24 protein-coding genes are annotated in these 22069 nt (G+C 70.5%); 13 read left to right on the top strand and 11 right to left on the bottom strand.

Going from position 1 to position 22069, the window contains the following annotated elements; all coding sequences use genetic code 11:
- Positions 1-16 precede the first annotated feature (16 nt).
- Complete coding sequence (gene fxlM / locus ACUKCB_RS15150; protein WP_473036264.1) at positions 17-1234, bottom strand: methyltransferase, FxLD system; 1218 nt, start codon at positions 1232-1234, stop codon at positions 17-19.
- Positions 1235-1697: 463 nt separating this feature from the next.
- Here fxlM (ACUKCB_RS15150) and ACUKCB_RS15145 point away from each other — a divergent pair, with 463 nt between their 5' ends.
- From ACUKCB_RS15145 to ACUKCB_RS15125, 5 genes are all read left to right on the top strand, one after another.
- Positions 1698-2900: a helix-turn-helix domain-containing protein gene (locus tag ACUKCB_RS15145; RefSeq protein ID WP_473036263.1), complete on the top strand. Its 1203-nt coding sequence runs from the start codon at positions 1698-1700 to the stop codon at positions 2898-2900.
- Positions 2901-2911: 11 nt separating this feature from the next.
- Positions 2912-3775, top strand: a complete 864-nt coding sequence (locus tag ACUKCB_RS15140) for a class I SAM-dependent methyltransferase (RefSeq protein WP_473036262.1) — start codon at positions 2912-2914, stop codon at positions 3773-3775.
- A 59-nt stretch (positions 3776-3834) separates the two neighbouring features.
- Entirely contained in the window at positions 3835-4320 is a 486-nt protein-coding gene (locus ACUKCB_RS15135; protein ID WP_473036261.1) for an exonuclease domain-containing protein, read from the top strand.
- Between the two features lie 684 nt (positions 4321-5004).
- Entirely contained in the window at positions 5005-6261 is a 1257-nt protein-coding gene (gene fxlM, locus ACUKCB_RS15130) for a methyltransferase, FxLD system (protein WP_473036260.1), read from the top strand.
- A 4-nt stretch (positions 6262-6265) separates the two neighbouring features.
- Complete coding sequence (locus ACUKCB_RS15125) at positions 6266-6412, top strand: FxLD family lanthipeptide (protein WP_473036259.1); 147 nt, start codon at positions 6266-6268, stop codon at positions 6410-6412.
- Between the two features lie 323 nt (positions 6413-6735).
- Here the strand turns inward: ACUKCB_RS15125 and ACUKCB_RS15120 are convergent, their stop codons facing one another.
- The 3 genes from ACUKCB_RS15120 to ACUKCB_RS15110 all read right to left on the bottom strand — a co-directional run bounded on the left by ACUKCB_RS15120 (position 6736) and on the right by ACUKCB_RS15110 (position 8202).
- Complete coding sequence (locus ACUKCB_RS15120) at positions 6736-6918, bottom strand: DUF397 domain-containing protein (protein ID WP_473036258.1); 183 nt, start codon at positions 6916-6918, stop codon at positions 6736-6738.
- Between the two features lie 237 nt (positions 6919-7155).
- The gene (locus ACUKCB_RS15115) at positions 7156-7344 is read right to left on the bottom strand and encodes a DUF397 domain-containing protein (RefSeq protein ID WP_473036257.1); all 189 of its coding nucleotides are present in this window, start codon (positions 7342-7344) and stop codon (positions 7156-7158) included.
- Between the two features lie 12 nt (positions 7345-7356).
- Complete coding sequence (locus ACUKCB_RS15110) at positions 7357-8202, bottom strand: helix-turn-helix domain-containing protein (RefSeq protein WP_473036256.1); 846 nt, start codon at positions 8200-8202, stop codon at positions 7357-7359.
- 232 nt (positions 8203-8434) lie between these two features.
- Here ACUKCB_RS15110 and ACUKCB_RS15105 point away from each other — a divergent pair, with 232 nt between their 5' ends.
- On the top strand, positions 8435-8668 hold the full coding sequence (locus ACUKCB_RS15105) for a hypothetical protein (protein ID WP_473036254.1): 234 nt from the start codon (positions 8435-8437) through the stop codon (positions 8666-8668).
- The gene (locus tag ACUKCB_RS15100; protein WP_473036253.1) at positions 8668-9387 is read left to right on the top strand and encodes a hypothetical protein; all 720 of its coding nucleotides are present in this window, start codon (positions 8668-8670) and stop codon (positions 9385-9387) included. The genes ACUKCB_RS15105 and ACUKCB_RS15100 overlap by 1 nt, the downstream gene beginning before the upstream one ends.
- A gap of 141 nt (positions 9388-9528) precedes the next feature.
- Here ACUKCB_RS15100 and ACUKCB_RS15095 read toward each other — a convergent pair whose 3' ends face one another.
- From ACUKCB_RS15095 to ACUKCB_RS15085, 3 genes are all read right to left on the bottom strand, one after another.
- Positions 9529-10620, bottom strand: a complete 1092-nt coding sequence (locus tag ACUKCB_RS15095; RefSeq protein ID WP_473036252.1) for an IS110 family RNA-guided transposase — start codon at positions 10618-10620, stop codon at positions 9529-9531.
- A 234-nt stretch (positions 10621-10854) separates the two neighbouring features.
- Positions 10855-11727, bottom strand: a complete 873-nt coding sequence (locus ACUKCB_RS15090) for an RpnC/YadD family protein (RefSeq protein WP_473036251.1) — start codon at positions 11725-11727, stop codon at positions 10855-10857.
- A 174-nt stretch (positions 11728-11901) separates the two neighbouring features.
- Positions 11902-12756 (bottom strand): Rossmann-fold NAD(P)-binding domain-containing protein, encoded by an 855-nt coding sequence (locus ACUKCB_RS15085; protein ID WP_473036250.1) that lies wholly within the window; start codon positions 12754-12756, stop codon positions 11902-11904.
- Between the two features lie 86 nt (positions 12757-12842).
- Between ACUKCB_RS15085 and ACUKCB_RS15080 the strand changes: the two genes are divergently transcribed.
- The 5 genes from ACUKCB_RS15080 to ACUKCB_RS15060 all read left to right on the top strand — a co-directional run bounded on the left by ACUKCB_RS15080 (position 12843) and on the right by ACUKCB_RS15060 (position 17589).
- The gene (locus tag ACUKCB_RS15080) at positions 12843-13874 is read left to right on the top strand and encodes a cupin domain-containing protein (RefSeq protein WP_473036249.1); all 1032 of its coding nucleotides are present in this window, start codon (positions 12843-12845) and stop codon (positions 13872-13874) included.
- A gap of 40 nt (positions 13875-13914) precedes the next feature.
- Positions 13915-14706 carry a class I SAM-dependent methyltransferase gene (locus tag ACUKCB_RS15075; protein ID WP_473036248.1) on the top strand — a complete coding sequence of 264 codons (792 nt, stop codon included), beginning with the start codon at positions 13915-13917 and terminating at the stop codon, positions 14704-14706.
- Between the two features lie 74 nt (positions 14707-14780).
- Positions 14781-14939 carry a hypothetical protein gene (locus ACUKCB_RS15070; RefSeq protein ID WP_473036247.1) on the top strand — a complete coding sequence of 53 codons (159 nt, stop codon included), beginning with the start codon at positions 14781-14783 and terminating at the stop codon, positions 14937-14939.
- 147 nt (positions 14940-15086) lie between these two features.
- On the top strand, positions 15087-15569 hold the full coding sequence (locus ACUKCB_RS15065; protein WP_473036246.1) for a DUF1269 domain-containing protein: 483 nt from the start codon (positions 15087-15089) through the stop codon (positions 15567-15569).
- 199 nt (positions 15570-15768) lie between these two features.
- Positions 15769-17589 (top strand): alkyl/aryl-sulfatase, encoded by a 1821-nt coding sequence (locus ACUKCB_RS15060; protein ID WP_473036245.1) that lies wholly within the window; start codon positions 15769-15771, stop codon positions 17587-17589.
- A 47-nt stretch (positions 17590-17636) separates the two neighbouring features.
- Here ACUKCB_RS15060 and ACUKCB_RS15055 read toward each other — a convergent pair whose 3' ends face one another.
- The 4 genes from ACUKCB_RS15055 to ACUKCB_RS15040 form a co-directional block, all read right to left on the bottom strand.
- Positions 17637-18536, bottom strand: a complete 900-nt coding sequence (locus ACUKCB_RS15055; protein WP_473036244.1) for a GlxA family transcriptional regulator — start codon at positions 18534-18536, stop codon at positions 17637-17639.
- A gap of 65 nt (positions 18537-18601) precedes the next feature.
- Entirely contained in the window at positions 18602-19210 is a 609-nt protein-coding gene (locus ACUKCB_RS15050; protein ID WP_473036243.1) for an isochorismatase family protein, read from the bottom strand.
- 117 nt (positions 19211-19327) lie between these two features.
- Positions 19328-19777, bottom strand: a complete 450-nt coding sequence (locus ACUKCB_RS15045) for a GNAT family N-acetyltransferase (RefSeq protein ID WP_473036242.1) — start codon at positions 19775-19777, stop codon at positions 19328-19330.
- A 53-nt stretch (positions 19778-19830) separates the two neighbouring features.
- On the bottom strand, positions 19831-20733 hold the full coding sequence (locus ACUKCB_RS15040) for a LysR family transcriptional regulator (protein WP_473041016.1): 903 nt from the start codon (positions 20731-20733) through the stop codon (positions 19831-19833).
- Positions 20734-20904: 171 nt separating this feature from the next.
- Here ACUKCB_RS15040 and ACUKCB_RS15035 point away from each other — a divergent pair, with 171 nt between their 5' ends.
- Positions 20905-21912 (top strand): NADP-dependent oxidoreductase, encoded by a 1008-nt coding sequence (locus ACUKCB_RS15035; RefSeq protein ID WP_473036241.1) that lies wholly within the window; start codon positions 20905-20907, stop codon positions 21910-21912.
- Positions 21913-22069 lie beyond the last annotated feature (157 nt).

Raw genomic sequence — 22069 nt, 5'->3', positions numbered from 1 at the left:
AGGGGATGGGGTGTGTTCAGGGCCAGGCCAGGACCGTGCGCGTGTGCGGCTTGTCCAAGACCCGGACCCGGTCGGTGGGCAGGTCAGCCTCGGGTGTCCCGCTGGGCCAGACCTCGATGCGGGCCATGGAACCCTCGTGCTGGTCCCAGGCCCGCAGAACGTCGATGTAGTCCTGGGCGGCGCGCTCACCGTGGGGCCCGTAGGCGAACACCCCGATCTCGAACCGGTCCTCGCCCAGCGCGCGCTTGGCGCGCACCGCCACGCTTCCCTCGTCGGCGAGCACCACCGGCACGGGCTGGCGGGCCAGCGGCCCAGCGGGCCCGTGTTCAAGGACGTCTTCGGCCACGTGCAGCATCGCGTACCGGTCGGCGTGGCCCGCGACCCACAGGTGCAGCCGGTCGGGACGGGTGAACTCGATCCCCGGCCAGAACTCCTTACGGGGCCCGTGCAGGGCCTTGCGCAGCGCGGCCATATCCACGGGCTCTTCGGCGCCGTACAGGACGATCTCCTCCCCCTGCACAGCGATCCCGCGCTCTTCGTGCGCTCCGGCGCCCTGCATGGGCACGAACACCGTCAGGTGGTGGTCGGGGCGGCTGACCAGGTGACTGCCGACGCGGTCGAGCCCCACTGTGCGGTTCACCCCGCGCAGACGCATCGGGGTGACCAGGCGGCCGGTCTCGGTGAGCTGCGCGAGCCAGGCCGGGGGCAGGTCCCAGGCCCGGACGGTGACGATGACGCGGTCATAGGGCGCGAACTCCGCCACGCCGTATTCGGCGTCACCGGTCACCACCCGCACGTCCTGGTAACCGGCCTCGTCCAGATAGCGGCGTGCCCGGCCGGTGACCTCCGGGTCGATGTCGATGGTGGTCACCTCACCGGCGGAACCGACCAGCTCGGCGATGAGCGCGGCGTTGTATCCGCCCGAGCCGATCTCCAGCACCCGCATACCGGGTTCGAGGCCGGCCTGGTCGAGCATCATGGCCTGCACCCGCGCCGCGGACATCGAACTGGTGACCAACCCGTCCTCGGCTCGCCTGATGGGCGGCGCGTAGTCGGTCGCGTAGGCCTCATCCAGTGAGACCTCGGGCACGAACACGTGCCGGGGCACCGTTCGGAGCACGGACGCGACCCGCTCCGAGATCTCCGGCATCCCCCACTCCTTCTGCAACTGGAGCAGGGTGTCGACCATGTTCTGCCGGGCCTGGGCGGGGCTCGTCGTCGGTGTGGCGGGCATGGATGTCCTTCACGATCGTGGTCATCGCCGCCGGGCAGGCCCCGGGGCTGTGGTTGGGTGTTTCGATGGCCGAGGTGAGGCGCGGGCGTGGTGGCTCTTTTGGGGCGCGAGACGGCTCAGCCGCCTTCAGCCCTTCGGTGTAAGGCCGCCTGGCGCAGTATCGTCGAAATTCCCTCACCAGACCATGCGAGATCGCATATGCGAAACCGGGCCCATGCGCAGTGTTCGATTCTTCCGCTTCCACCTGCGAAAACGCAGGGAGTGCCTGTTGGTTGAATGAAGTTGGCGAAGCAGAAAAATCACATATTCCTCATTTATTGCATGATGGGTGACGAAAGCGATGATGTGTGTGCATTGCGCACGAGAGCGGAGAGATGGAACCTCAGGGTGCGCGTGCATCCCTCCAGGGTTCTGGGACCGGTCAGGGGTGGCCCAAGCTCTCCAGGCTCGTGATGCTCGCACCGTGGTGCTGTTGCTGCACCGTGCCACCGGTCTCACCCACGAGGCCCTGGCTGTCCTGTGCGGTCTCACCCAGAGCACCATCACCCGAGCCCTGGCCGGGCACGGCCTGACCCGCCCCGACGTCGTTACCCGGGTACTTTCCGCCCTGGGGGCACCCGTCACGCCCAGTTATCCTGCCGCTGGGCCGCGGCCCCGCACCACAAGCACGCCTTGGGACCAGCGCCTGGGACAGGACTCCACTACCACCCTCGAACAGGTGCGTGCTCTGGTGGGCGGCGCGGCCCCGGAACAGGCTGTGGATCTGCTGGAAGCGGACGTGCACCGACTGTGCAGCACCTACGTCCACACCCCGCTCACCGAGCTCTACCCGCACATCATCGAACGCTGCCGCGCAGCCCTGGACCTGGCTTCGACCCTCACCCACCCCGAGCAGTCCCGCCGCGCCCACATCGCCGCCACCCGGCTGGTGGGCCTGCAAACCCACGCCGGCATGGACGTCGGCGCCTACGCCTACGCCCACGCCACTGTCCACGCCACAGCAGCGCGGACTCTGGCCGACCGGGTCACCGACCCCGGGCTGCAGGCGTGGGTCTGCGCCCTGCACAGCCTCATCGCGTACTGGGACAGCCGCCCCGGCGACGCCTTACGAGCCGCCGAAGCCGGGCTCGCCCACAACCTCACCGACAGCAACCTCACCCGCCTGCACGCCCTGCGCGCCCGTGCGGCAGCCGCGCTCGGCGACCGGAGAACCACCCGGGAGGCCATCGCCGCCGCCGAGGACCACAACGGGCAGATGGTCCTGCCGGGCGTCCTGGGCTTCCCCCAGGCCAAGACACACACCTACGCAGGCACAGCCCTGCTCGCCCTGGACACACCGGCCGAACGCCGACTCGCCATCGCTCACACCGAACGCGCCATCGCCCTCTACACCGGACCCACCCGGTCCACCGGGGACCTGCTGGCCGCACGCCTGGATCTGGCCACCGCTCACCTGCGCAACCACGACCTCGACGGGGCACTGGAACAGATCGACATCATCTGTGCGAGCCCACCCGAACAGCGCACCGCGAGCATCACCCAGCGCGCCCGCCGACTCATCCCCCTGACCCAGAGCCTCCACACACCACCCGTACGCGAAATCCGCGACCGTCTGGCCACCTTCAGCACCACCCTCACTGGCGAGGGCGCCAACGCGGGTCGATGAGGATGGAGCCCATGGAAGACCGCCCCCGCACCTCCACCGACCGCACACTGCTGACCGGCCACGCCTACCGTGACGACCGCCCACTCGCCGCCCGTCAACGCCTCTACGACCACCAAACTCCCCAGTACGATCTGCCCGGCATGGTTCTGGAACAGGCAGGGCACCGAACAGGGGTGTGGGCGGACGTGGGCTGTGGCAACGGCCGCTACCTGCAACGCATCCGCGCCGAGCGCCCCGGCGTGCGAACGATCGGCCTGGACCTGTCCGCGTCCATGCTCACCGACCTGCCCGGCCCCGTGGTGTGCGCCGACGCCGCCCGTCTCCCTCTGCGGTCGCAGAGCGTCCAAGTGGTGCTGGCGATGCACATGCTCTACCACGTGGACGCCCCTGACCGGGCTATCGCGGAGGCGGCCCGTGTCCTGGACCCCGACGGGATCCTGATCGCCTCCACCAACTCCCGGTACGACAAGGCCGAACTGGACGAGTGGTGGGCACAGGCGGCCGCTGACGTGCTCGGAAGCGACACAGGGCCAAAGCGGATGAAACTCTCCGAGCATTTCCCAGCAGAGGGTGCAGCTGAAGCGGTGGGCGCTCACTTCGCCGAGGTGGACGTCATCGCCCTGGACGGGGTGATCGAGGTCAACACCCCCGACCCGATCCTGAACCACTACGCCTCCTACCGGGCCTGGTCCGACGGGGCAGGCGTACCGTTCGAGGCCACCCTGGAACGAGCCGTGTCCGTGCTGAGCGCACGACTGAAAGATGGCCCCCTGCGAATCACCACACGCCAAGCACTGATCATCGGCCAACGCTTTGCCACGGACGGGCCGCAACCAGCCACAGGACAACAGACAGTCGGCCCCGAGCCTGCTTGAGCAATCCCAGACGAGGTACCCAGCGCCGGCACTACAGCGGAAGACGGAAGGGTGGATGCATGGGCGAGTTGACCCAGGACCCTGACTTCCTGGAAACGGTGTGGGTGGTCATCGACTTCGAGGCGACCATCCCAGCAGGCCACCCACCTCAGCCCATCGAGGTCGCCGCTCTCGCGCTGCGCTACGCGGCCGGGCGCTGGACAGAGGCCGCCCGCAGCACGTCCCTCATCCGCCCGCCTGCCTTCGCTCGGGTGACGGCCGCCAACACAGCGGTGAGTGGCCTGACCCCTGATCAGTTCACGACGGCGCCGCCCCACTGTCCAGGCGCTGGGGCACTGGACCGGTGCTTCACCACAGGCACCCGGTATCTGCTGGTGGCCCATTACGCCGCCACCGAGGCCAACTTCACCTACCATCAGCGCGAGCACTGCCCGGCCCTGGCCCACATCAACCTGATCGACACCATCCCGCTCGCCAAGCATCTTTTCCCGGCACGGGAGGTTCACGCCTTGCGGGCCCGGAACTTCATTCCGGCCAGCGGGTGAGTGGCGGCCGTTCGCCCCTCTCAGGGGGAGAGGCGAACGGCACCGCACGGGCACGGCGGCCCATTCCGGCCAGGGGATGCCTGCACCGCCGTGCCCCGCGGGGATAGGGCTCGTTGCTCTCCTCCAGCCGGGCCCCGTACCCCGCCAACGCAGCCAGAAGAACCACCCCTGAAGGAGAGGAACGAGAAGGCGGCTGACACCGGGCACGCAGGATACGGCGCTCTTCCGCGACGACGCCGACCGGCAGAGCACACGTGCGCGGACGACGGCCGCCCGCTGCTGCGCCCCTACACCCTCCACGGCGAGCAGGTATCGGAAGCGGTGATGGTATGGCGGCGAGCCCGGGCCGACGAACACCGCCGGGCCCTCGAAGTCCTGGGCCGGATCTCCGTCCAGCAGGTCTGTGCGAGCGCTGACCTGCACCTGCAGGCCCTCACTTCCAGCCTGGCCGCGGACGCCGCCCCTGATGACCTGTCAGAGCTGGCCTGCGCGATCAAGCGACTGGTCCGTATCCGTCCGGAGCTCGCTCACACTTCCGACAGCTCCTCCCGGCTGCCTTGGAACCCTTCGCATTTTCGTCACACAAAGTGACGAGCGTGCGATGGTCGTGCCGTGGCCGCACGTAAGACCGGGTAGTCCCGGAACGCCTGCCGCCGACACACCCGTATGGAGAGAAGAGATCTCGTGACCGAACCGACAGTTGGCACCAGCCGGGCCGCTGAACTCCGCAGGCAGCTCACCGAGGAGCTCAAAGCGGACGGACTGATCACCACGGCCCCAGTCGAGAGGGCCTTCCTCACGGTCCCGCGTGAGCGGTTCGCCCCGGAGGTGACCTTGGAGGAGGCGTACAAGAAGGGTGTCGTGGTCACCAAACGCGACGAGCACGGCACCACCATCAGCTCGGTCTCCGCCCCGCAGATCCAGGCCACCATGCTCGAACAGGCCCAGATGGACAAGGGGATGCGGGCACTGGAGATCGGCTCGGGCGGGTACAACGCTGCCCTGATGAGCGAACTGGTGGGGCAGGACGGTGAGGTCACCACGCTCGACATCGACCCCGAGGTCACCGACCGCGCCCGCACGTGCCTGAAGGACGCCGGATACAACGACGTCAACGTCGTCCTGGCCGACGGTGAGGACGGCTGCCCCCAGTACGCCCCCTACCAGCGGACCATCGTCACCGTCGGGGCCTGGGACATCCCTCCCGCGTGGATCGAACAGCTCACCCCGGACGGAACCCTGACGGTTCCGCTGCGCATGCGCGGTCTGACCCGCTCGGTCACCTTCACTCGCCAGGGGACCCACCTGGTCAGCACCTCCGCCAAGATCTGCGGCTTCGTCAAGATGCAGGGTGCCGGCGCCCACACCGAGCGGCTGCTCCTGCTGCGGGGGCAGGAGATCGGGCTGCGGTTCGACGACGGGGAGCCCGCTGACCCCGACCAGCTCAGCGGCGTGCTGGACACCGAGCGCATCGAGGCGTGGTCGGGGGTGGAGATCACCGCCTCGGAGCAGTTCGACACACTCCAACTGTGGCTCGCCACGGCTCTGGACGGGTTCTGCCTCATGAGTGTGGACCGCGCGCTCGACACCGGGGTGGTCTCGCCACAGAACAAGCTGGCCTGCCCGGCCGCAGTGGACCGGGGCAGCTTTGCCTACCTGGCCGTACGAAAGACCGAAGCAGGAGGCGAGGCCCGTTTCGAGTTCGGAGTCCACGCCTTCGGCCCCCGCGCCCGTGAGGTCGCCGAACCCATGAACGCAGCGATCTCCGCCTGGGGGCGCAGCCACCGCAGCGGCCCCGGAGCGCGCATCAGCTTCTACCCGGCCACCACCGACCCCAAGGACCTTCCTGAAGGGCGAATCCTGCCCAAGCAGCACGGGTCGGTCGTCATCTCCTGGCCCGACGAGGGCCAGGCCGCATCACACAACCCCAACGAGGAGTAACCCCATGGTGAACCCCCTGGCGCCCAACGCCTTCGACGACTTCACGCTCGACATCCAGGTGGTGGAGGAAGCCGCTCAGCCGCTGCCCGGTCTGCTGCGCTCCACCAGCGACAACTGCGGTTCCAGGTGCGACGGGACCGCCTGCGTGTGACCCGGCCTGACACCGGGCGTCCCGTCGCCTCCCCCGTACGCAGCGAGGCAGGCAGGACCTCTGCTGATACCACCAAGTGCGGACCGCGCCCGGTACCACTGGGCGGGTGGACCACCGCGCACGCTTGAACGGCCACGAGTCGCTGTGGGAGGCACTCGGGTTCGAGGACCATTTCCGCCCCGCCACCTGAACCGGAGCTGACCAGAGGGAGCGCCCAGGGGAGTTGTCCACAGGTCAGGGCGTGGGGGTGGCGGCTCAGGCGCGGGCACGGTTGACTCGATATCGGGGGAGTTCGGCTCCCGTCCGCCTCGTGCTGCCCGGTGTCAGCGGGCAGCGGCCCGAAGGAGCGAGATCCACTCGGTTCCGGGGAAGGTGAGGTGCCCGGCCTGCTGGTTCTGGCTGTCCCGGACAGCGGCGCCCCGGGGGAGGTCGGCGACCTCGACGCAGTCGCTTCGGTCGCTGTGGCTGCTCTTGCGGAACTTCAGGCCAGGTGTGTGGGTTCGCATGTGGGCCGTCCTTCGCCGGGAGTGGGTCCACCTGCTGGTGTACACGCGAAGGGAGCCGACGAACCGTCTTCGGGACGGCCGCCACTGGCCAGGAGCGGTCACGTGCTGCGCCGGTTCGGAGCTGAGCACGGCACTTCTCACCCCGCACACGCCCGGGTACAGTGTTTCCGGGATTGCATCAGGTAATGCAACGGCAAGGCCCCGGTCATAGCGCCGGGGCCTCTGTCGTACTCGGATCTAGGAACGCACGGTGCTGATGAGGGCAGCCCACTCTGGGCCAACGAAGGCCAGGTGCCCAAGCTCACGGTTCTGAGTGTCGCGAACAGCAGCACCGCCGAGAAGATCAGCGACCTCAACGCAGTTCTCAGTTCGTGCGCCGGAGTAGCTGCTCTTGCGGAACTTCAGGTCAGGCGTGTGGGATTGCATGTCAGGTTGTCCTTAGTCGAGCAGACGTTCCAGGAAGTCTCGTGACTCTTGGACGCCTAAGGCGGATGCACTCACATACTGATACACGAGGTCGAACGCCTCGACGTCCTCAGTTTCATCGTGCACCTTCTGGCGTGCGGCGCTCTCGGTGTACACCAGCCCGGAGTCCTCAGCGAAATCTAGGATGGTGAAACCGCCACCGATAGCCGCGTGGAGTCCCGCGCTGTCCGGTAGCACCTGGACTCGCAACTCGGGGCGCTGAATGTCGATCATGCGACGTATCTGCTGCTCTCGAAGGTCCCCAGGGATCTTGCGAAGCGCTGCCTCGTCCAGAATGCACCAGTATGTGGGACCGTCGGCTTGGGGATCCAGGATCCGCTGACGCAGCATCCTGGCTTCAACGCGACGTTCAATCTCTTCTTGGTCCACGATCCCGCCGCCGACCACGACCGCACGGGCATAGGCCTGGGTCTGCAACAATCCCGGAATCACAGTGAGCGCCACGTCGCGGATCCGAGATGCTCCGGGCTCAAGTCCGGTGAGCTCCCCTTGCCCGATCACATCGCCATAGCTCGCCCACCAGCGCTTTTGCCTTGCTTCCTTGGCGAGGCGAATGTACTTCTCCCGCTCGGAGAGTCCGGTGATCCCGTAGATGTCGAGCAGGACTTCGACATCGTCGAGCTTCGGCCGAACCCACTCGTCGCGTTCCAGGCGGGTGATCTTCGACGGCGACCAACGGGCTGAGCCCAGTTTCTGTGCCCTCTCCGTCACCTGATCAGCGGTGAGACCTGCTGCCTCCCTGCTCTCACGCAGCAGTCGCGACAGGCGTCGCTTGCTTAGGGGAGGGGACGAGGTCACCAGCTCTACTCCTTGCTCGGAGGCGGGTTTCTTCTTGCCCTTCGATCCTACGGTGGGTCCTTGGTTCTCAGACATTTCAGTCATCACCAACCTTCAAGTGAGGGAACTACAAGAGATGATCTCACTAATTTAAAAGTTGGTCTTGCATTTTTTGGTTGGTCGGGCAAACATGGAGCTACCTGATCGATCCCGCTGGGCTTCCCACCCGGCACTCGAACACCAGGAGTTCGCCATGTCGCGATGCCTGATGCCCTCGGCCCTCGGGGCCGTCCACCACCTCGCCGCCGAGGCGGTGCGCTTCCGGCGCCCTCGCCGCGCGCGGCGGGTCCGCTCCTACGCACCCGTCTTGATCCCCCCGATCCCCCGCCCCCGGCGGCCCCTGGACCACCACCCCCGGGTGGCCCCCAGCACCATGGCGGTCCTGGGGCGGGTCCTCGAAGGCCTCTACCGGCTGGAGGCGTTCTGATGATTGACATCCGGACCGAGGACTTCCTCGACACCCTCGATGACGCCCTCGCCTTCCCCGCCTCTCCCGGTTCCGCAGGCCCCACCGCTCCTGCCGACTCCACCGATCCGGACCGGCGTTCGGAGCTCATGAAGCTCATCGAACTGCGCACCGCCGGGGTCAGGGAGGTGATCCAGCGACTCCGCGCAGGCGACCTGGACATGGACGACGCGGTCAGCTCCCTGGAACGACTCAGCGAGGGGCGACCGCCGAGGAACCGCCCCGAGCCCCGGATGACCCGCTTCTGCGACATCAGGGAGCTCCCCACCCCCGAAGCGCTCCGCGACTGGGCCCACGCCCACGGGACCCCGGTCCGCCTCCTGGGCAGGGACGTCCACGGCCGGGAGGTCTACGGCGCCACCCGGGGCCCGACCACCCGCGTCGCCCGTGGCCCGGCCACAGAACCCCCGGGCAGGACCCCCGGTTGGCGCTCCCCGCTGGAACGGGCTCCAGAAGACCCCCGGGCCACGGCCGACCGCGTCCTCGACGAGCTCGTGGCCGGCCGCTGGGTCCTCAGCATCGAGGGCGAACCCGCCGCACAGGAGTACGTGGCCTACCGCCCGGTCGGCTGGGTGGGTGAGGGCAACCCGCACGAACGCCTCCGAGCCCCCACCCGGGAAGCCCTGATCGACGCCCTGGCCGCCCGGGCCCACCAGAGCCGACGACCGGTCTCCGACTGAAACCGGCCCCGCTCCTGTCAACGTCAGGAGCGGGGCCGTCTGCCGGACACGCTTTACCGAAGGCCGTCCCGGCCCCCGGTCAGCGGGCGCGGAGCTTCTGCGCGGCGCCGCACCGGTATCCGGGTGATGCTCCTATAGATGTCAAGCAGCTTGGGCGAGATCGTGTCGGGCGGGTGGAAGCCCGCTCTCAAGGACCCTGGCCTGCCTGGTCAGGACCTTGTAGACCTCGCGTGCCACATGGCGTTTCAAACAGCGCATGATGTCCTTCTTGGCCAGGCCCTGCCCGGTGCGCCGCTCCACGTAGGCGCGGGTGCGCTCGTCCCAGCGCATCCGCACCAGCACGATGGTGTGCAAGGCGTGGTTGGCGGCCCGGTCACCGCCCCGGTTGAGCCGGTGCCGATCCCGCCTCCCCGAGGAGGCCGGAATCGGCGCGACCCCGCACAGATGCGCGAACGCCGCCTCCGAGGCCAACCGGTCGGGGTTGTCCCCGGCCGTGGCCAACAACTGCCCGGCCACGTCAGGTCCCACCCCCTTCAGCTCCAGCAGCTCGGGGGCCGCCCGGTGGGTCAGGGCTTTGAGCTCGACATCCAACTCGGCGATCTCCTCGCCCAGGGCGCCGATCCGCTTGCCCAAACGGCGTAGAGCGGCCTTGACCGCCTGGGCGGGGTCGGCCAGGTCCGTACCGGGACGCAACCGGGAGCACACCGCGGCCAGCTTCGCCACCGCCAGCCCGCGCAGCGGGGTCCGGACCTGTTCGGGGGCGGTGACCACCAACTGGCGGGCCTGGTTGATCGCCTGGGTGCGGGCCTTGACCGCCGAGCGGCGCACCACCCGCAGGGAACGGATCGCCTCCACGATCCCATCACGAGTCTTGGGCGTGCCCGACGCCCGTCCCGAGGCCACCGCGGTGGCGGCGGCGTAGGCGTCGATGGGGTCGGACTTGCCCTTCATCCTGCGCGTCTTGCGGTCGGGGCGGTCCACCTCGACCACGGCCAGGCCCGCACCGCGCAGCACACGGGCGAGTTCAGCGCCGTAGGCGCCGGTGCCCTCCACCCCGACCGCGTCCACCGTGCCGTGGGAGCACAGCCAGGACACCAGGCGGCGGTAGCCGGTACCGGTGGCGGGGAACTCGGCGTCGGCCAGGTGGCGGCCGAGGGGATCGATGAGGGCGGAGTGGTGGGTGTCACCGTGGGTGTCCACGCCCGCTGTGACAACGAGGGGCTGATCGGTCATGCTGGTCATGGTCGTCCTGGCGCTGGTTCCGTCGGGGCGGCACGCGCCGGCCGGGCGGGCGGACAAGACTGTGGCGGGGCTTCTCGACCAAGCTCCTATGAGGTCACGGTCGCCCGTCCGGTCGCGTGCGGTGGCTTCCCCGGGCAGGCCGACGAATCCCGTAAAGGACAACCTTGCGGTGTCGGTCAGTCGGTGGGTCAGACCTGCCGGAGAAGCCACTACACATCCTCACAGTCAGTCGAAGAGGTCTTCCGGACGGTCGGCCGTGACGGCCAGCGGGATCCACTTCTCCAGCGTTTCCAGGTCGGTGCAGGACTCGATGCGCTCACGGGTCGCCTCAGAGAGGGAGAATCCGCGCGCTTGGAGGATCGAGACCACGTTCCGGGCCGCCTCGACGACCCGGCCTTCTTCGCGGCCCTTCTCCTCACCGATACCGACGTACTTGCGGGCGAAGTCGCTCTGCCACTGGTAGGTTTCCACGCTCATCAAGCCCTCCAGCTCCTTCCGGGCGGCCTCGTTCAGACCGGCCAGTACGTAGTCATAGTAGAACGCCCTGTTCCTGTTCGCCGTGGTGTTCAGCGCCTCCATCACGGCCGTCAACGTGCGTGGATCGTCGTCACCGTGCGCCCGCGCCGACAGCACCGCCAGCTCGGGGAGTGCCCGCGCCTGTCCGTGGTCCACGATCAGTGGCATCTTGGCGGGTCCGATGGTCAGCGGTGCCAGATCGAACCCCGGGTGCCCGACACGGATGGGCGCGGCGCACCAGTGCGCCAGCGCGTCGGTGGGGCACAGGACCACCAGCATCGTCGGACATTCCAACCTGGTGTGCAGGGTGGTCAGGTAGGCGGGCCAGGTGAGCCGTTTCTCGGCGTCGCGGCCGTTCTGGCGCTCCACCACGATCGCCAGAACCTGCTGGGGGCCGTCGCGGAGCAGGACGGCGCCGTCGCTGTTGAGCTCCTTGGGATCACAGTTGGTCAGCACCGAGCTGGTGTTGACCGCCTCGGTGTGGTGCGGGACGTCGAAACCCAGGGATTCCAACAGGGCGGGGGCCATGGCGGGCTGGTTCTGCACCGGCCTGAGCGGGATCTCGTGTTCTCGACCGGGCACAGGGGTTTCCTCGTGATGTGTTCGGTTCCCGGCGGTGACCCGGTTCGTCCAGGTCACACGCGGGGGAGGGGCACAGGGGGATCATGTCGTGTCCTCCACCGCCATGTGGGGGTTTTCCGGAGATCCGTGGGTGCCCCGGCCCGGCCGGGCCGGGGCACCCGCACGGGGTGTCGGTCAACCGTGCGCCCACACCCCCGTCCCGGCGGCCCGTGCCGCGTACTCCTCGAACGCGGTCGCCGGGCGGCCCAGGGCCCGCGGGACCCCGTCGGCGGGCTTGACGTTGCGCCCGTCGAGGATCTCCTCGCACAGCGCCACCAGCCCCCGGGCCAGCTCCTCGGGGGCGCCCTCGGCCACGGCCCCGGCGACGAACTCCTCCGGCTCCACCCGCACGAACCCCACGGTGCGGTCGGCCGCCTCGCCCAGCACCCTCCCGGCCTCGGCGAAGGTCAGCGCCCGCGGCCCGGTCAGCTCGTACAGCTCACCGGCGTGCCCCTCCTCGGTGAGCGCCCGGACGGCGATCTCGGCCACGTCGTCCAGGTCCACGAACGGCTCGGGCACGTCCTCCACGGGCAGGGCCAGGGCGCCCGCGCGGACCGCGCCCAGGAAGAAACCCTCGGAGTAGTTCTGCGCGAAGAAGGAGCAGCGCAGCACGGTCAGGTCCGGGAAGACCGACCGGACCTGAGCCTCCGCGCGCTGGGCCTCCGGCTCCCCGCGCCCGGACAGCAGCGCCATCCGGCGCACCCCGCTCGCGGCGGCCCGGGCGGCGAACGCCGCGACGGTGTCCGCGGCCCCCGGGAAGGCCAGGTCGGGGTGGTAGCAGAGGTAGACGGAGTCGGCCCCCGCCAGGACGCCGTCCCAGGTGTCGGGCGAGTGCCAGTCGAAGCGCGGGGTGCCCGTCTCCGGGTGGCCCGACCGGGAGCCGACCCGGTGGTCGACCCCCCGCTCCGCCAGCAGTCGGGTGATGCGGCCGCCGGTCAGGCCGGTGCCGCCGGTGACGAGGACTCGTTGTGTGTTGCTGTTCGTATCCATGCCTCAAGTACAGCGGGGAACTGCTGGACGGGACATGGTTTATCTGCTGGATTCCATAAGAGAACGTCTGAAAGTAGGCTGGGGGCATGGATCCTCTGGTTCGCCTCCTCGACGGCCCCCGGGCCCGGGGCGCCTTCACCCTGCGCACGGTGATGAGTCCGCCCTGGTCGATCGACGTCCGCGAGGGGGCGGCCCTGGACATGCTGGTGGCGGCCTCCGGTTCCCTGTGGCTGACCACCGGGGCCGAGACGGTCGAGGCCGGGCCCGGCAACGTGGTCCTGGTCCGCGGCCCGGAACCCTACGTGCTCTCCGACCGCCCCGGCAGAACCCCCGCCATCACCATCGAACCCGGGCAGCGCTGCGTGTCCGAGGACGGCCAGGAACTCCACGTCAGCATGTGCCACGGGGTCGGAACCTGGGGAAACGACCCCGACGGCACCGACAGCGCCATCATCGGCTCCTACGGGGACACCGGTGAGGTCGGCCGTCTGGCCCTGGCCGCGCTGCCCCCGCTGGCGGTGCTGCGCGCCGGAGCCGTCGACCCGGCACTCGTCTCCCTGCTGACCAGGGAGGTGACCAGCGAACGGGTGGCGCAGAGCTCCCTCAACGACCGCCTCCTCGACTGCCTTCTGGTCATGGCGGTCCGCGCCTGGCTGGAGTCGCACCCCGACACCGCACCGAACTGGCTGAGCGCGCGCAACGACCCGGTCGTCGCACGCGCCCTGGACCTGGTGCACGAACACCCCGACCGCCCCTGGACCCTGGAGTCCCTGGCCCGGGAGTGCGCGGTCTCCCGGGCCACCCTGGCCGCCCGCTTCCAACCGGCGGTGGGCAGCCCGCCCATGACCTACCTGCGGACCTGGCGGCTGACGCTCGCCTGCGACCTGCTCGTCGACGAACCGTCCCTGGGCCTGGAACGGCTGGCCGCGCGGGTGGGGTACGGCAGCGCGTTCGCGTTCAGCACCGCCTTCAAGAAACACGCGGGCACGAGCCCCTCCGAGTACCGCAGGACCAGGGGAGGGGGCGGCCCGTCCCTCGGTCCGCCGGTCCCCGCGACCCCGGCCACCTCGTCGCCGGTCCCGGTGCCCCCGTCCCCCGTGCCCGCGGCCCGCGGTTGAGGGCGCGTATCCTGTCCACCCCACCGCGGAGAGGATCCCGTTGAGCGACCGCACCCAGGCCTTCACCGGCCTCACCGACAACTACCGCGACTTCCGCCCCGGATACCCCGAGCAGATCCTGGAGACCCTGCGCGGCCACGTCCGGGACGGCGCCACCGACGCCTGGCCCGAGCCCTGGCTCCTGCTCGACGTCGGCGCCGGAACCGGCATCTCCACCCGCGCCCTGCGCGCGGCCTTCGGCCCCGGCCCCCGCGTGGTCGGCGTCGAACCCGGACACGACATGCGCGACACCGCCGAGACCGGTGCGGACGGCGCCGACGGGGTCGAGTACGTGGACGCCCGGGCCGAGGACGTCCCCTTCCCGGACGCCGGCGCGGCCCTCGTCCTCACCGCCCAGGCCGTCCACTGGTTCGACCGGCCCGCCTTCTACGCCGAGTCCGTCCGCCTCCTCGCCCCGGGCGGCACCCTCGCCGTGCTCAACAACAACCGCGACCTCGCCGGGAGCGCGTTCATCGACGAGCACGAGGGCTTCCTGGAGCGCCACAGTCCCGGTTACGACCGCTACTACCGCGCCTACGACCTGGTCGGTGAGCTGTCCGCCGTCCGGGGCCTGACCGGTGCCGAGGAGTACTCCCTGCCCTGGGTCCGGGCGCTCACCCCCGACGAGTACCTGGGCATGGCGATGTCCTCCAGCAAGATGGCGGCCGCCGCCCGGGAGATCGGGCAGGACCGCACCCGCGCGGAACTCCGGGCCATCGCCGACCGCCACTTCCCCGACGGGCGGGTCGAGGTCCCCTACACCACCCAGTTGGTGCTGGCCCGGCGAGTGTGAGGCACACTCCCGGGTAGGAACCGGAGGGAAGCCGAGACCCGTGCACCCGTGATCCGCGAACCCGGGAGGCCCGCGTGGAACTCGGACCGCTCGCCCACCTGGTGGTCGCGTCGGCCGTCCTGGCCTGGGGGTACGTCCTGTATCGGCTGGTCCGCCGCCAGAGGCGCCGCGAGCAGGATCCCGACGGGCCCGACTCCGCCCCGAGGCCCGGCGGTCCGCTCCGCGACTGGTGAGGCGGCCCCGCTGAGACCGTGCCTGGGATTTTGCGCGATCAGTGCCCCGCAGTGGCCTTCGCCGTAACCGCACGCGGGAAGGCTTCCGCGGAGCGGCCCCGCGCTCGGCGGGCCGGGCAGGAAACGACGACGGGGGAACACACACCCATGGCGCAGCTGATCGTACTCGGGGTGGCCGACCGCGACACCGCCGAGAAGGCTCTCGACATCGCCGCCGACCTGAGCAAACAGGAACTCCTCCAGCTGGAGGACGCCGCCTACGCCTACAAGGACGACAAGGGGCGTCCCCGCATCCACCAGACCGTCAACCTCGCCGGTTACGGCGCCGCGGGCGGGGCCCTGTGGGGCACGCTCATCGGTCTGCTGTTCCTGAACCCGCTCCTGGGCCTGGCCGTCGGTGCCGGTGCGGGCGCGATCGCGGGCAGGCTCAGCGACGTCGGTATCGACGACGACATGATCAAGAAGATCGGCGCCGAACTCCAGCAGGACCGGGCCGCGGTCTTCCTGCTCGCGGACGACGCCACCATCGACCGTGTCGTCGACGCCTTCAGGCCGCTGGAGCCCACGGTCATCCGGACCAACCTCTCCAAGGACAACGAGCGGGAACTCGTCGAGGCCCTGCGGGCCTGAGACCCGGGTTCCGAGCCCTCCCACGCCGCCGGTGCGGCCACCCGCACCGGCGGCTCCGCGTTTCCCGGGGCGGGTGGCACCGTCCGCCTTGGCGAACAACTGGTCCGGGCGTTGCACCCCGCTGAACCCTCCGCCGTGATCATGGGACGTGCGCCCGGACCCGGCCCGCTGGCCAGCGTCGACTCGACGAGGAGAAGTGATGACCGGTAACGGAGCAGAACACTCCGGCAGCTCCGAAAGCACCGACAGCACCGACTTCGCCAACGCGGACCGCGGCCTGATCGCCCGGCTCGAACCCGGCCAGATCAGGGACGAGAACGGCCGGGTGGTGTGGGACGCGGACGCCTACGGATTCCTCGACGAGGAGTGCCCCGACACCGCCAACCCGAGCCTGTGGCGGCAGTCCCGGCTGTGCGCCAGGCAGGGGCTGTTCGAGGTCACCGAGGGGATCTACCAGATCAGGGGCCTGGACCTGTCGAACATGACCCTGGTGGAGGGCGATCAGGGGGTCCTGGTCATCGACCCGCTGGTCTCGGCCGAACCCGCGCGCGCCGGGCTGGAGCTGTACCGGGAGCACCGGGGCGACCGCCCGGTCACCGGGGTGGTCTACTCGCACTCGCACGTCGACCACTTCGGCGGGGTCGGCGGTGTCACCGACGGCATGGTGCCGATCCTCGCCCCGGCCGGGTTCATGGAGCACGCGGTCGCGGAGAACGTGCACGCCGGTCCCGCGATGGCCCGCCGCAGCCTGTTCCACACCGGTTCCCACCTGGAGCCCGGGCCGCGGGGGCAGATCGGTGTGGGGCTGGGCCAGACCAGCTCCACCGGGACGGTCACCCTGATCGCCCCCAACCGCGACATCACCCGCACCGGCCAGGAGGAGGTGGTGGACGGGGTGCGGATCGTCTTCCAGATGACCCCGGGAACCGAGGCGCCCACCGAGACGAACTTCTACTTCCCCGAGCACCGCGCCCTGTGCATGGCGGAGAACGCCACCCACAACCTGCACAACCTGCTCACCCTGCGCGGGGCCCCGGTCCGGGACGCCCGGATGTGGTCGCGCTACCTCGACGAGGCCGTGGAGCTCTTCGCGCACGAGTCCGACGTGCTGTTCGCCTCCCACCACTGGCCGACCTGGGGGACCCAGAACCTCGTCGCCTACCTGCGCCAGCAGCGGGACCTCTACGCCTACCTGCACGACCAGACCCTGCGGCTGATCAACCAGGGTCTGGTGGCGGCGGAGATCGCCGAACACCTCCAGATACCGCCCGGGCTGGCGGGGGAGTGGCACACCCGCGGCTACCACGGTTCGGTCAGCCACAACGTCAAGGCGATCTACCAGCGTTACATGGGCTGGTTCGACGGCAACCCGGCCCACCTGTGGGAACACCCCCCGCAGGAGGCGGCCCGCAGGTACGTCGACTGCATGGGCGGCGTCGACGAGGTGGTGCGCAGGGCGGACGAGTACCGCGACCACGGTGACCTGCGGTTCGCGGCCACGCTGCTCAACCACGCGGTGTTCGCGGAGCCGGAGCACGGCCGGGCCAGGGCGGCCCTGGCCGGGGTGTACGAGCGGTTGGGGTTCGGCGCGGAGAACGGCACCTGGCGCAACTCCTACCTCCAGGGCGCCGCGGAGCTGCGGCGCGGCAAACCGGACCTGCCGTCCGACCTGGGTTCGGGGATGGCGGCGGCGCTGTCGGTGGGGCAGCTCTTCGAGTCCGTGGCGATCCGGATCAACGGCCCCAAGGCGTGGGAGGAGTCCTTCGTCATCGACTGGGTGTTCGCCGACCTGGACACCACCTACCGGACGACGCTGTCCAACGGGGCGCTCACTACCAGGGAGAAGCCGCGCCGGGGCGAACCCCAGCTGACCATCACCCTGAACAAGTTCCGGCTGCTGCGGCTGCTGGCGGGCAAGGGCACCGAGGGGATGGGGTTCGCGGGCGACCCGGCGCTGCTGGACCGGCTGCTCGACCTGGTGGACCGGCCCGACCCGACCTTCGACGTCGTGACCCCCTGACCGGTGCCCCGCGGGGCGGGCTCCGGGCCGCGGGCGGTGCGCGGGCGTCAGCTCCGGGTACGCAGGCGGCGGAGCATACGGGCGTCCTGGAAACCCGCGGCCCGGGCCGCGGACTCCACCGTCCACCCCGCACCGATCAGCTGTTCGGCGCGCTCCACCCGCAACCGCTGCTGGTACCGCAGCGGGGTCAGCCCGGTGGCCGAGGTGAACGCCCGGGTGAGGGTGCGTTCGCTGACCCCCGCCGAGGCGGCGAGTTCGGACAGGCGCAGCGGTTCGGTGAAGTGGGCGTCGATGGTGTCCTGCACCCGGTGCACCACGTCCACGGGGTGGCTCCGGTACCGCAGCATGGCGCTGGCCTGGGGTTCGTCGCCGTTGCGGCGGGCGTAGACCACCATCTCCCGGGCCGCCGACGCCGCCACGGACGGGCCGTGCCACCGGGTGACCAGGTGCAGGGCCAGGTCGATACCGCTGGCGATACCCGCGGAGGTCACCACCCGGTCGTCGGACACGTGCAGCACGTCCGGCACGACCCGGGCCCGCGGGTACCGGCGGGCCAGTTCGTCCTGGAGGGAGTGGTGGGTGGTGCACCGGCGTCCGTCCAACAGTCCGGCCAGCGCCAGGGCGAAGGCCCCCGAGCACACGCTCGCCACCGTGCCCCCGGCCGCGTGGTGGGCGGCCAGCGCCCCGGCCTGCTCCGGGGCGATGCGCGGGGTGGGGCCGTCGGTCCGCCACCCGGGGACCAGGACCAGGTCGTCCGGGCCCGGTCGGGGCCAGTCCGTGGCGGCCCGCAGGCTGATTCCCTGGGCGGTGGGAACCTCGGGCAGGTCCGCGACGTGGTGGAGCTCCACCGGACGGCCCAGACCGGACAGGGTGGAGAACACCTGCGCCGGACCGGCCAGGTCCAGCAGGTGCAGCCCGGGCAACAGCAGGAAGACGATCTTGCGCACGATCCGGTCAGCCTAGCCCGGACGTCCGGGCCGGTCGGGGGAGCGCGCCGGTCGGCCCGCCCCGCTCAAGTGGTCCCCGCGACGATCGCGTCCACCGTGCGCACGGTCGCGAAGCGGCCGGACAGGGCGTAGACGGTGCGGGTGACGACGACCCGGGGCAGGAGGGTGCCGGGGTCGTCGAGGACCTCCTGGAGCGGTCGGCCGGGCGGCGACCCCGGCGCCTCAAGGGGTTCGGTCGCGGTCGCGTCCACCGCGAACACCATGGCGAACCCCAGTTCCGACCCCATACGGGTGGTGGTCTCGCAGCACTGTTCGGTGCGCACCCCGCAGACGGTGACCTCCCCGATCCCCCACCCCGTGAGCAGGCGCTGCAGGTCGGTGCCGGTGAAGGCGCTGTGCGCGGTCTTGGTCAGCACCGGCTCGCCGTCCATGGGGGACAGCCCGGGCATCGGCTCCACGAACCCGCGCTCGGGGTCGAACACCGTGCCGCTGCCGGGCTCGGTGTGCAGGACCCACACGAGGCGGTCGCCCCGGTCACGGAAGTGGTCGACCAGGCGGCCGATCGGCCCGGCGATTCCGGGGTCGGAGGCGGCCCGCCAGCTCTCGCGCTGGAGGAAGGACCGCTGTGCGTCGACGACCAGGAGTGCCCTGCCGGTGCCGGAATCAGTTCTCATACTCCGAACCCTCCCAGCGGGCCGCGCCCCGCACCAGGCACGATCCCGGCCCCGACCGGACGGATCCGGTCACGGTGCCGGGCGGGCGCCGGCCCCGGGACCGGCGCCCGCGGCGGCTCAGCCGAGTCTCTTCTTGAAGCCGACGTGGCTGGCCTCGTAGCCCAGCCGTTCGTAGAAGCGGTGCGCGTCCTTGCGCTTGGCGTCCGAGGTCAGCTGGATCATCACACAGCCGCGTTCCCCGGCCTCGCGTTCGGCCCACTCCAACAGTTCGCTGCCCAGCCCGCCGCCGCGCTCGTCGGCGTGCACCCGGACCCCCTCCACCTGTGCGCGGGCGGCGCCCCGACGGGACAGGCCCGGGACGAGGGTGAGTTGGAGGGTGCCGACCACCCTGCCGTCGCGGCGGGCCACGGCCAGGTACTGGTGGGGGTCGGCGTCGATGGCCTCGAAGGCCTCCAGGTAACGGGACAGGTCGTCGGGGGTCTCCCGCTGGGCGCCGAGGGGGTCGTCGGCCAGCAGGGCGACGATCGCCGCCACGTCCGTCCTCAGCGCGCGTTCGATGATGAGCATGCGTTCAACCTAGCGAGACGGGCGCCCCGGCGCGGCCCGGTTCGGCCTCCCGGTCACCAGTGGCGGGCGGCCCGGGTCAGGAAGGAACGGACCTGCTCCAGGTGCGGGTTCTCGTCCACCCCGGGGCGCCGGGCCAGGTACACCGTGTTGAACGGCGGGTCCTCCGGTTCCAGCAGGGCGACCAGGCTCCCTTCGAGCAGGGCCTCCTGGCACAGGTAGCGCGGCAGCACGGTCGCACCCGCCCCACCCGCCACGGCGGCCATCACCGAGCGCAGGTCGGGCACGGTGAGCGCCGGGGCGACCGTCAGCCGCACCCCGAACACGTGCCGCCAGTAGCGGCGGGCGATGGGCAGATCGTCGGCGTAGGCCACCAGGGGGACCCCGCACAGGGCGGCGCAGCCCTGGCGCCGGACCCGGTCGAGCCCGACCCGCTCCGCCCAGGAGGGCCCCGCGACCAGGACGAACTCCTCGTCCATCAGCGGTTCGGCGAGCACCGTCCGGCCCCGGGGCCGGACCGTGGACAGCACCAGGTCGTGCCGCCCCGCCCGCAGCCCCTCCAACAGTTCGTCGGCCAGCCCCGTGTGCACGCGCAGCCGCAGGTCCTGGTCGGCCACCATCGGGGACAGGGCGGGCAGGACACGCTCGCCGAGCAGTTCGGCCGGGCCGGCCAACCGCAGCGGTGCGGGCGGCAGGGCGGAGGAATGCGGCGCGTTGTGGATCGCCACCCGCTCCAGGTCGTCGAGCGGCCCCGACACTCGGGCGGCGAGGTCGTTCGCGTCGGCGGTGGGAGCCACACCGCGGGGGAGGCGCTCGAAGAGCTCGTGCCCCAGACGGCGCTCCAGTGTGCGGATCTGGGTGGTCACAGTGGGTTGTGAGAGGCGCAACAACTGGGCCGCGGCCGTGAAGGAACCGGAGCGGTGCACGGCCAGGAAGGTGCGGAGCAGCTGGAGGTCCAGGGGGCCGTCCGCCGCGGGCACGGTCTCGGAGGAGACCGAACTATTGGAAATCTTATAGGTCACCTCGCCGATTCTATTGGTCGTCGTATGTCATCCGGGTCTAGTGTCGTGAACGCGTGGTCGTACCGGACCCGGTCCCACGAAATCGCTTTCAGGGGGAGTGCTCCAACCATGCCCGTTTCCAAGGAAGTCCACCTCGTCGCCCGGCCCGTCGGAGAGCCCAGGCCCGAGGACTTCTCCGTGGTCGAGACCACCGTCGCCGACCCCGGCCCGGGCCAGATCCTGGTCCGCAACGACTGGATGTCGGTCGACCCCTACATGCGCGGCCGCATGAACGATGTGAAGTCCTACGTGCCGCCCTTCAAACTCGGCGAGGTCATGGAGGGCGGCGCGGTCGGCACCGTGGTCGCCTCCGAGAGCCCCGAGGTTCCCGTCGGCGCCAGCGTCCTGCACTTCCAGGGCTGGCGCCAGTACGCGCTCATGGACGCCGAGCGGGCCAAGGTCGTCGACACCGACGCCGCACCCGCCCAGGCCTACCTCGGCGCGCTCGGCATGGTCGGCCTCACCGCCTACGCGGGCCTGACCGCCGTCGCCGGGCTCAAGGAGGGCGACGTGGTGTTCGTCTCCGGCGCCGCGGGCGCGGTCGGCAGCCTCGCGGGCCAGATCGCCAAGCAGCTCGGCGCCTCGAAGGTGGTCGGCTCCGCCGGCGGCCCCGAGAAGAAGCGTCGCCTGGTGGAGGAGTTCGGCTACGACGCCGCCATCGACTACCGCGAGGGCGACCTCGAGGGCCAGCTCGCCGAGGCCGCCCCCGAGGGCATCGACGTCTACTTCGACAACGTCGGCGGGGACCACCTGCGCGCCGCCATCCAGGGCATGCGCGTCCACGGCCGCGCCGCGCTGTGCGGGGCCATCTCGTCCTACAACGACACCGAGCCCGCGCCCGGACCGGACAACCTCGGGCTGCTGGTCGGCAAGCGCATCAAGCTCCAGGGCTTCCTCGTGGGAGACCACGGCGACCTGGCCCCCGAGTACCAGAAGAACGCCGCCCGGTGGCTGGCCGAGGGCAGCCTGCGCACCGAGGAGACCGTGGTCGAGGGGATCGACAACGCGGTCGACGCGTTCCTCGGCATGATGCGCGGTGCCAACACCGGCAAGATGCTGGTGCGCCTGCCCGCCTGAGGGCCCGGTCCCGCGGGGCTCCGTGACCACCCGGAGCCCCGCGGCCCGCCATGGCGCCCGGAGCCCGCCATGGCACCCGACCCGGGTGCCCTCCTGGTTCTCCCGGTTTGCCTGGAGTGCACTCCAGGTCGGCATCATGGGGTCCGGAACGGCCCCG

The organism is Nocardiopsis moroccensis (genome assembly GCF_055763695.1).
The sequence above is the reverse complement of the archived record's forward strand: the minus strand, read 5'-3'. Positions and strand labels throughout refer to the sequence as shown.

Excerpts from the sequence above, each read along its gene's own strand:
- fxlM (WP_473036264.1), bottom strand. The coding sequence starts at position 1,234 with ATGCCCGCCACACCGACGACGAGCCCCGCCCAGGCCCGGCAGAACATG.
- ACUKCB_RS15140 (WP_473036262.1), top strand. The coding sequence starts at position 2,912 with ATGGAAGACCGCCCCCGCACCTCCACCGACCGCACACTGCTGACCGGC.
- ACUKCB_RS15135 (WP_473036261.1), top strand. The coding sequence starts at position 3,835 with ATGGGCGAGTTGACCCAGGACCCTGACTTCCTGGAAACGGTGTGGGTG.
- ACUKCB_RS15125 (WP_473036259.1), top strand. The coding sequence starts at position 6,266 with ATGGTGAACCCCCTGGCGCCCAACGCCTTCGACGACTTCACGCTCGAC.
- ACUKCB_RS15120 (WP_473036258.1), bottom strand. The coding sequence starts at position 6,918 with ATGCGAACCCACACACCTGGCCTGAAGTTCCGCAAGAGCAGCCACAGC.
- ACUKCB_RS15115 (WP_473036257.1), bottom strand. The coding sequence starts at position 7,344 with ATGCAATCCCACACGCCTGACCTGAAGTTCCGCAAGAGCAGCTACTCC.
- ACUKCB_RS15105 (WP_473036254.1), top strand. The coding sequence starts at position 8,435 with ATGTCGCGATGCCTGATGCCCTCGGCCCTCGGGGCCGTCCACCACCTC.
- ACUKCB_RS15100 (WP_473036253.1), top strand. The coding sequence starts at position 8,668 with ATGATTGACATCCGGACCGAGGACTTCCTCGACACCCTCGATGACGCC.
- ACUKCB_RS15095 (WP_473036252.1), bottom strand. The coding sequence starts at position 10,620 with ATGACCGATCAGCCCCTCGTTGTCACAGCGGGCGTGGACACCCACGGT.
- ACUKCB_RS15085 (WP_473036250.1), bottom strand. The coding sequence starts at position 12,756 with ATGGATACGAACAGCAACACACAACGAGTCCTCGTCACCGGCGGCACC.
- ACUKCB_RS15080 (WP_473036249.1), top strand. The coding sequence starts at position 12,843 with ATGGATCCTCTGGTTCGCCTCCTCGACGGCCCCCGGGCCCGGGGCGCC.
- ACUKCB_RS15065 (WP_473036246.1), top strand. The coding sequence starts at position 15,087 with ATGGCGCAGCTGATCGTACTCGGGGTGGCCGACCGCGACACCGCCGAG.
- ACUKCB_RS15060 (WP_473036245.1), top strand. The coding sequence starts at position 15,769 with ATGACCGGTAACGGAGCAGAACACTCCGGCAGCTCCGAAAGCACCGAC.
- ACUKCB_RS15050 (WP_473036243.1), bottom strand. The coding sequence starts at position 19,210 with ATGAGAACTGATTCCGGCACCGGCAGGGCACTCCTGGTCGTCGACGCA.
- ACUKCB_RS15045 (WP_473036242.1), bottom strand. The coding sequence starts at position 19,777 with ATGCTCATCATCGAACGCGCGCTGAGGACGGACGTGGCGGCGATCGTC.
- ACUKCB_RS15035 (WP_473036241.1), top strand. The coding sequence starts at position 20,905 with ATGCCCGTTTCCAAGGAAGTCCACCTCGTCGCCCGGCCCGTCGGAGAG.